The following is an 8,940-nucleotide window of genomic DNA, read 5'->3' on the forward strand; positions in this document are numbered from 1 at the left end:
CGCGGCGGCGGGGACCCCGAGGGTGCCGGGCAGCGTGGCGCAGATCCGCTGCAGGAGGGGACCGAGGTCCGCGGCGGCGACGGCCGTGCGGCCGATCTCCAGCGTCAACCCCATGATCCCGGGATCGTCAGGATGCACGTCGTTCCCTCCGCCGAGCCCCCGGTCGTCACGCGCACGGGCGACCTGAGGCCCGCGGTCGCCGCGCTGCTCTCCGACCGCCCGGACGGGGTGCGGGTCGCGCTCACCGCGGACACCCGCTACCAGACCACGATCACGCCGCTGAAGGCCGCGATCGCCCTCGTCGGGGTGCTGGCGTTGATCGGGATGCTGGTCGCGCTGGCCCGCACCGAGCGGACCCCCCGGGTGCGGCTGCTGCCGCGCGGCTGGTGGAAGCCCCGGCTGTCCGACCTCGGGGTGACCGCCGTACTCGCCGTCTGGTGGGTGGTCGGCCCGGTCACGGTGGACGACGGCTACATCGCCGGCATCGTGCGGGACCGCGCAAGCAGCGGGTTCGTCGGCAACGTGTACCGCTGGCTCAACGCCCCCGAGGCCCCGTTCAGCTGGTTCTACGACCTCTACTGGGTGTGGGCGCAGATCTCCCCCTCGACGGCCTGGATGCGGCTGCCGTCGATCCTGTTCGGGCTGCTCACCTGGGGTCTGCTGACCCGGCTCGTGGTGCCCCGGCTGCTCCCCCGCGCCCCCGGGTGGGTGCCCTGGCTCGCCGCCCCCTGCTTCCTGCTGTGGTGGCTGCCGCTGACCCTGGGGCTGCGGCCCGAGCCGTGGGTGGCGGTCGGCATGCTGCTCGCCTTCCTGTTCGTGGAGCGGGCGGTCGCGCTGCGCCGGGTGACCCCGCTGGTCCTGGCGCTGGTCGTCGCGGGCGCCACGACGGCGGTGACCCCCGGCGGGCTGATGGCCTTCGCCCCGCTCGTGGCCGCCGCCGTCCCGCTGCTGCGGATCCTGCGCCGCAGCGGGGTTCGGATCGTGCCGGTCCTGCTCGCCGCGCCCGTCGCCGCGGTGTTTCTGATGGTCTCCGATCAGAGCCTGGCCGCGATGCTGGAGGCCACCCGGGTCCGCACGGTGATCGGCGGCGGACAGCCCTGGTACGACGAGTACGACCGCTACGCGCTGCTGCTCTCGAACGACCTGCAGGGCTCGCTCGCCAAACGTGCGCCCGTGCTGCTCACGGTGCTCGCCGCCGTCGCGGTGCTGTGGTCGCGGCGGAACCGGCCCGCGGTCCGGCTGGCCGTGACGTTCCTGGTCGGGCTCGCCTCGATGACCACCAACCCCACCAAGTGGACCCAGCACTTCGGCGACCTCGCGGGCGTCGGGGCGGCGGTGCTGCTGGTCGGCGTCGTGGTCGTGGGACGACGGGCGCTCGCAGGCCGGGCGGCCCCCTGGCTGGCCGGGCTGGGCGCGCTCACCGTGGCGGGGGCGCTGATCTGGGCCGGGCCGAACGTGTGGCCCTTCGTGTCGAACTGGTGGGGGCTGACCTGGAGCACGGTCACCCCGCAGGTCGCGGGCACGGCCGTCGCCACGCTGTGGCTGGGTGTGGGCCTGCTCGTGGTCGGGGTGGCGCTCGTGGTCGTCGCCTGGCGGCGCTCCGGGAATCGGCCCGCCGCGCCGGGCCGGTGGTGGCCGAGCCCGGCGCTCGTCGCGACGGTGCTGGTCGCGGCGGTCGTCGCGCTGCAGGTGCTCACGTTCGCGCGCACGAGCTGGGAGCAGCGGGGGAACTACACCCTCGCGTCCGACGCCGTCGCCACCCTGCGCGGCGAGCCCTGCGGCCTGCAGGAACGGCTGTCCGTCGAGACCGATCCGGCGGCCGGGCTGCTGCCCGGCGACCCGCGGCTGCCGGTCCTCCCCACGGACGCCGGTGGCACCGCGTTGCCCGGGATCCGCGTCGCGGGGGTCGGCGACACGGGATGGTTCGCCCTCGATGCCGCCCAACGCTCGCGCGAGCTGCCGGTGGTCGTCACCGTGAGCGGGGCCCTGCGGCCCGGGGACGCGGTGGCGGCGGAGTTCGCGGGTCCGTCCGACGAGGTGCTCGCCCGCACGGGCCTCTCACCGGCCGGCGACACCCCCCGTGACCAGCGGTTCCTCGCCCCTGAAGGCGCGACGCGCGTCCGGCTGGCGGTCGACGCGCCGGACCTGCCGGACAACCCCGCCGCCGTCACGCTGCCCCGGGTGCCCCGGCTGACGCCGATGGAGCAGCTGCTGCCCGCGGGGACCGAGGCCATCCTCGACTGGCCGGTCGCGTTCGTCTTCCCGTGCCTGCAGCCGGCGCCGCTGCCGTTGGGCACCACGGTCCTGCCGGAGTGGCGGGTCGCGCCGCCGCAGACGGACGACGCCGCCGGGATCACCTACGCGCCCGGCTTCGGCGGACCGTTCGCCGCAGCCCGGTTGCTGGTGACCGAGCAGCGGATGGCGGGATACCTGGACGGCGACCCGCTGCGCGACCCGGCTCAGCTGTACCGCTGGGTCCCGATCGAGCCGTTCGCCACGGCGCAGCCGCAGGTCACCGAGACCACCGAGAGTGGCTCGGCGGCGACGGGACGTACCCGCGTGCCCGGCCTCGACCCCGTCGGATGACGCGCGCCGCGGCGTGGGCTGGTCGGGTGCGACGTCCGTCATACCCCACAATGGGACCCGGTCCGACCCGTACGCCCCCACCCGGAGGACGATCCACCGTCATGCTGCGCACCGCCGAGACGCCGGACTCGCCCCTGGTCGCCCCGGACCGCCTGCCGGAGCCCACGGGAGGGCCGGTCCTGCTCACCGCACAGCGGGGGCTCTTCTTCGGCCCCACCGCGCTGGCGCCCGAGGACCTGTACTCCGTGGTGGAGCGGGGCGCCGCACGCCGCGAACGCGGACGCGTCACGCTGACCCCCGGCTCCAAGGTCGGGACCAACACCTACTTCGGCCGGTTCTCCGCCACCTACTGGCAGCGCTGGACCGCCGTCGACCGCGTGGAGGTCACCGCGGTCGCCGCGGGCGAGGGCCGGGTGCGGCTGCTCGCGTCGGACACGAACAAGGTCGCCCGGATCGTCGACTCGGTGGAGGTCGGCACCGCCGCCGGGGCCGAGACGCGCGAGATCCGGCTGACGGGGCCGGTCGACCGGTTCCTCGACGGCGGTGGGATGTGGCTCGAGCTCACCACCGAGCTGGGCACGATGACCGTCTCCGAGGTGCACTGGAAGGTGCGCGCGCCGCGGTCGGTCCCGGTCACGGACGTGGTGATCTGCACGTACAACCGCGTCGAGGAGTGTCTGGACACCCTGCAGGCGCTGGTGGACGACCCGGAGGCGCTCGCCGTCGTCGGGCTGGTGCGGGTGGTGGACCAGGGCAGCGACCCGCTGGAGTCCCGCGAGCGGTTCTCCGCCGTGTCCGCGGCGCTCGGGGACAAGCTCGTCTACCTGCGCCAGCCGAACCTCGGCGGCGCGGGCGGGTTCACCCGGGGGCTCTTCGAGGCCACCGCGGGCGCGCCGGAGGAGCACCGGGACGTCCTGTTCATGGACGACGACGTGATGCTCGAGCCCGAGATCCTCTTCCGCCTCACCTCGTTCGGGGCCTGCACGCAGGTGCCCACGATCGTCGGCGGGCAGATGCTCAACCTGCTCCACCCCGGTCACCTGCACATCTCCGCCGAGTACGCGGATCCGGAGAACCTGCTGGTCGGCCTGCCGACGCCGGGGGCGCTGCAGGAGGCCTACCTGCTCGGCCTCGACGAGCGGCTGCTCCCGATCAACCAGGAGCGCCGGGCGGACACCGAGTACAACGGCTGGTGGTCCTGCCTGATCCCCGCCTCGATCGTGCGGGCCATCGGCTACCCGCTGCCGCTGTTCTTCCAGTGGGACGACATCGAGTTCGGCTACCGCGCGCGCCGCGAGGGCTTCCCCACGGTCTCGCTGCCCGGTGCCGGCGTGTGGCACGGGGACTTCGGGTGGAAGGACTGGGACGAGTGGCACCGCTACTTCAACCTGCGCAACGGGTTGATCATGGCGGCGCTGCACACCGGGTTCTCCACCAAGAAGATCACCGCACGGATCCGGCACCTGTTGTCGGTCTACCTGATCGGCATGCACTACGGGCTCTCGGCGACCCTGTTGCAGGCGGTCGAGGACTTCCTGCAGGGGCCGGAGATCCTGCGCGACGGGTCCGCGGACGCCGCCGCGATGATCCGCCGGGTCCGCGCGGACTACCCGGAGACCAAGGTCCACAAGATGGCCGACCTGCCGGACGACTTCCGCGACCTCACCGTCGTGCGGTCCGGGGGCGAGCCCAGCAGCGACCGCCTCACCTGGGTCAAGCGGGCCGTGTACCAGGCCGCGGGCAAGGCGGTGCACCGCACGGGCTTCATCCCGGCCGGGGACGCGCACTGGTGGCACGTCGCACTGTTCGAGCGCGCGGTGGTCACGGACATGGGCGAGACCGGTGTCCGCATCCGCACCCGGGACAAGGACCGCGCGGTGGCCCTCGCCAAGCGGGGCTTCGAGGCGATCCGCCGCCTGCGCGCGGAGGGCCCCGCGGTGGTGGAGCGCTACCGCGCCGCCGTCCCCGAGCTCACGAGCCGGGAGAACTGGGCCCGCCTCTACAACGTGGAGTCCTGACCACGACCGCGAGTCCCTCGTCTCCGACGCGCGAGTCCCTCGTCTCCGACGCGCGAGTCCCTCGTCTCCGACGCGCGAGTCCCTCGTCTCCGACGCGCGAGTCGGACATTCGGACCGGCACGGACGACCCTTGGGGGCAGCAGCGCCGTCGGCGTCGCCTCGGTGAGGGACCGACGTCGTCGGCGGTGAGAACCACGGCGTCAGAAGCGGGCGACTCGTGCGCCCTCGGGGTGGCTTGCGTGACCTCGGAAGGCGGTGTTCGGGACTCGCGTCACTTCTCGAAGATCTCGTCCCGCCAGGCCTCGCGGCTGGTGAGCCAGGACTGGGCCTCGCGGTAGCGGGACCGCAGGTCCGGCCACTGCTTCGCGACGCGGCGGTGCAGCTCCAGGGACTGCTTCACCATCTGCTTGAACAGCTCGGGGTCGCGGCGGCGGAAGGTGACGCCGCGGCCGTCCGGCGTGGAGACCGTGGCGGAGTCCAGCCCGGCCAGCACGAACCACTGGGCCTTCTTCCAGGGCACGTTCCGCTGCGGGACGACCGCGTTCGCCGGGTCCGGGGTCTTCAGGTTCCGGAGGACCCCGCGGGCCAGCCCGGTCGCGACCTTGACCTTGCCCACGGGCGGCTCCGGGAAGAGCTGCGCACCCAGCGCGTCGAGTGTCGACAGCGGGACCTCGGTGGCGGACTGCAGGGGCCTGCCGTCGTCGTACTCGGCGCGCTCGGCGCGGATCTCACCGAGGACCACGGGGAGCTTCGCGAACAGCGCCTCGGGGCCCGCCAGGAAGTCCGTGAGCCCCTTGATCTGCAGCGCGACGGCCGAGTACTCCATCAGCATCAGGTGCCGCAGCGTGCGCTTGAAGGACTCCTGCAGCATCGCCTTCGGCGAGTCCGGGCCGTGCAGCGCCGCCGCGACGAACCGGTTGCGGTAGTGGAAGTACGCCTGCCAGTCCGAGCTGTCGTCCTTCTCGATGAACGACATGTGCCAGATCGCGATCCCGGGGACGGTCGCCGTGCGGTAGCCGCGGCCGCGGGCACGCAGGCCGTACTCGGCGTCGTCCCACTTGATGAACAACGGGAGCGGCAGGCCCAGCTCCTCGGCGACGACGCGCGGGATCAGGCACATCCACCAGGCGTTGTAGTCGACGTCCACGCGGCGGTGCAGCCACGGCGTCTGGCGCAGGGTCTGCTCGGCCAGGTCGTGGTGCGGGTGGGTCTCCGGCGCGACCCGCCACATGAACTGGTTGCGGTCGACGACCTCGCCCATGGTCGACAGCTGCGAGCGCGCCTGCAGCGACAGCATCTGCCCGCCGACCAGCATCGGCTCGCGGGAGAACCGGGAGAACGCGACGGCCCGCAGGATCGAGTCCGGCTCGAGCAGGATGTCGTCGTCCATGTAGAGGATCTGCTCGCAGTCGGTGCTGCCGAGCGCCTCGTACATCACCCGCGCGTACCCGCCGGAGCCGCCGAGGTTGGGCTGGTCGATGATCCGGAGCCGGTCGCCCAGCACCGCGGCCGCCTGCGCGTACCCGGCCTGGTCCCGGACCTTCTTCGTGCCCTGGTCCGGCAGCACCACCGCGGTGACGGCGGCGAGCACCTCGGGGTCCTCGCCGATCGCCGTGAGGGTGGCGACGCAGTCCGCGGGGCGGTTGAAGGTCGGCATCCCGATGGTGACCGCGGCCCGCCCGGGGGCGTTCACGGGCGCGTGCCAGCCCCCGCCGTGCAGCACGAGCTCCGCGTCGGCGCTGGTGAGGTCGAACCAGTACCAGCCGCCGTCCTCGAACGGGCGCAGGTCCAGCGCGAGGTCGAGGTCCCGTTCGCCGGAGACGACCTCGCCGGTGACGTAGATGTGCGAGCCGTCCGCCTTGGAGCGGTAGACGTCGACCCGGCCCTCACCCGAGAGCGAGAGCTTCAGCGAGATGTCGGTGAGGATCGACCAGTGCCGCCAGTACCCCGCGGCGAACCCGTTGAAGTAGGCGCCGAAGGAGACCTCGCTCTGCGCGGGCAGCACCGCGCTCGTCCGCGACGTGACGCGCAGGGCCCGGCCGGTGGTGGCCGAGACCGTGAGGGTCATCGGCTTCTCGGGCGTCCCCGGCGTCGGGGTCGTGGGGGTGAGCGTGGTGCCGGTGCGCTCGTCGACGTACAGGGCCCGGACGGACAGCGGATCGGCCTGGCGGGGCAGGATGATCCGCTGGAGAAGGGTGTCGACGGCGATGGCCTGCTCGGCGGTGACAGTCACTCAGTCCTCAGCGCTCTCGGTGCCCGACAGGGCCTTGCCCTCGGTGAAGTGCGGCGTGATCCGGTTGTCGAACATGGTCAGCGCCGACCCGATCGCCATGTGCATGTCCAGGTACTTGTAGGTGCCCAGGCGGCCGCCGAACAGCACGTTCCGGTTCGCGGTCTCCTTGCGCGCCAGCTCGCGGTAGCGCTCCAGCTTCGCCCGGTCCTCCGGGGTGCCGACGGGGTAGTACGGCTCGTCGCCCGACTCGGCGAAGCGCGAGTACTCGCGCACGATGACCGTCTTGTCCTTCGGGTAGTCCCGCTCCGGGTGGAAGTGCCGGAACTCGTGGATCCGCGTGTACGGGACCTCTTCGTCGTTGTAGTTCATGACCGCCGTGCCCTGGAAGTCCCCGGTGTCGCGGCGGACCTCGGTCTCGAAGTCCAGCGTGCGCCAGGAGAGCTCGCCCTCGCTGTAGTCGAAGTACCGGTCGAGCGGGCCGGTGTAGACCGTCGGGAGGTCGGCCAGGGAGTCCCGGACGTCGAAGTAGTCGGCGTCCAGCCGCACGGTGATGTTCGGGTGGTCCGCCATCTTCTCCAGCCACGCGGTGTACCCCTCGACGGGCAGCCCCTCGTAGGTGTCGTTGAAGTAGCGGTTGTCGAACGTGTACCGGACGGGCAGCCGGGAGATGATCGCGGCGCCGAGCTGGGTGGGGTCCGTCTGCCACTGCTTGGCGGTGTAGCCCTTCACGAAGGCCTCGTAGAGCGGGCGCCCGATCAACGAGATCGCCTTCTCCTCGAGGTTCTCCGCCTTCGCGGTGTCGAACTCGCTCGACTGCTCGGCGATCAGCGCCCGCGCCTCGTCCGGCGTGTGCGACCTCCCGAAGAAGCTGTTGATCAGCGCCAGGTTCATCGGGAACGCGTAGACCTGCTCGCCGACCCGCGCGAAGACGCGGTGCTGGTAGCCGGTGAACTCGGTGAACCGGTTGCAGTACTCCCACACCCGCTTGTTGGACGTGTGGAACAGGTGCGCCCCGTAGCGGTGGATCTCGATGCCGGTCTCGGGCTCGGCCTCGGAGTACGCGTTGCCGCCGATGTGTGAGCGACGGTCGAGCACGAGCACGCGTTTGCCCAGCTCGGCGGCGGCGCGCTCGGCGATCGTCAGCCCGAAGAAGCCGGAGCCGACCACGACCAGGTCGAACGCGGAGGCGGAGCTCGCGGAGCCGACCAGGGGCTGAGAGTCAGTCACGGGCACCGAGGGTAGCGGCGGTGATGGGTGCCACCTGCACGGGGACCGCAGCGGGCGACCTGGCACCGTGTGCGCATGGGGCGCCACGGTCCACATGAGCCGCACGGGAGCCCTGTGTCCACGCGGTTCGCTCCCTTCCTCCTCGAGGTGGCCGCGGCGGTCGTCGTCGCGGTGGCGGTGAGCGCCGGGGTCCAGTGGCTGGTCTCCCGGATCACGCTCGCGCCGGGGACGGCCGTGCCGCGCGCGGTGACCATGGCTGCGGTCGTCGTGCTGGCCGGGCTGCTGGCGGTCCTCGTGATCCGTGGGCCGCAGCGCTGGCCCGCCAGGATCGGCGTGTGGGCCGCGTTGTCGGCCCTGAGCACCGCGGCGCTGGCACTCGTGCTCCAGGGCACCCGGTTCTACCTGGGCGGGATCGAGTCGGACCAGGCCTTCCGGACCGAGTTCCTCACCCGCCTCGCGGACTCCCCCGCCCTCACCGACATGACCTACGCGGACCTGCCGCCGTACTACCCCGCCGGGTGGTTCTGGCTCGGTGGCAGGCTGGCCGCGCTCACCGGGATCCCCGCCTGGGAGTTCTACAAGCCCTACGCCATCGGCACGCTCGCCGTCGCGGGTGCGCTCGCCTTCACCGTGTGGAGCGCCGTCCGGTCCCGGCGGGAGGCCACGGCCGCCGCGGTCGTGACGGTCCTCGTGGGTGTCCAGCTCGGCTCCGGGGAGCCCTACGGCTGGATCGTCGCGGCGCTCGTCCCGCCCCTCGCGGTGGTCGCGGTGCGGGCCTTCGGCGCCACCCGACGGGCGTGGCCCACGATCCTGTCGCTCGGGCTGGCCGGCGGGCTGGCGGCGCTCTGCTACACGCTCTACGCGGGCCTGCTCGCC

General features: G+C 72.7%; 5 protein-coding genes. 3 read left to right on the forward strand and 2 right to left on the reverse strand.

Annotated elements, in window-relative coordinates; translation table 11 throughout:
• Positions 1-132 precede the first annotated feature (132 nt).
• Entirely contained in the window at positions 133-2,586 is a 2,454-nt protein-coding gene (locus H5J29_RS11965; protein WP_181781009.1) for an arabinosyltransferase domain-containing protein, read from the forward strand.
• Positions 2,587-2,687: 101 nt separating this feature from the next.
• Positions 2,688-4,604, forward strand: a complete 1,917-nt coding sequence (locus H5J29_RS11970) for a glycosyltransferase (protein ID WP_181781010.1) — start codon at positions 2,688-2,690, stop codon at positions 4,602-4,604.
• 271 nt (positions 4,605-4,875) lie between these two features.
• Here the strand turns inward: H5J29_RS11970 and H5J29_RS11975 are convergent, their stop codons facing one another.
• Positions 4,876-6,837 (reverse strand): glycosyltransferase, encoded by a 1,962-nt coding sequence (locus H5J29_RS11975; protein ID WP_312858173.1) that lies wholly within the window; start codon positions 6,835-6,837, stop codon positions 4,876-4,878.
• Positions 6,838-8,064 (reverse strand): UDP-galactopyranose mutase, encoded by a 1,227-nt coding sequence (gene glf / locus H5J29_RS11980; protein ID WP_312858174.1) that lies wholly within the window; start codon positions 8,062-8,064, stop codon positions 6,838-6,840.
• A gap of 114 nt (positions 8,065-8,178) precedes the next feature.
• On the opposite strand from glf, the gene H5J29_RS11985 reads away from it, so the two are divergent.
• On the forward strand, positions 8,179-8,940 hold a 762-nt coding region (locus H5J29_RS11985), incomplete at its 3' end, for an arabinofuranosyltransferase (protein ID WP_181781012.1).

The organism is Pseudonocardia pini (assembly GCF_013870575.1).
Taxonomy (GTDB): domain Bacteria; phylum Actinomycetota; class Actinomycetes; order Mycobacteriales; family Pseudonocardiaceae; genus Pseudonocardia; species Pseudonocardia pini.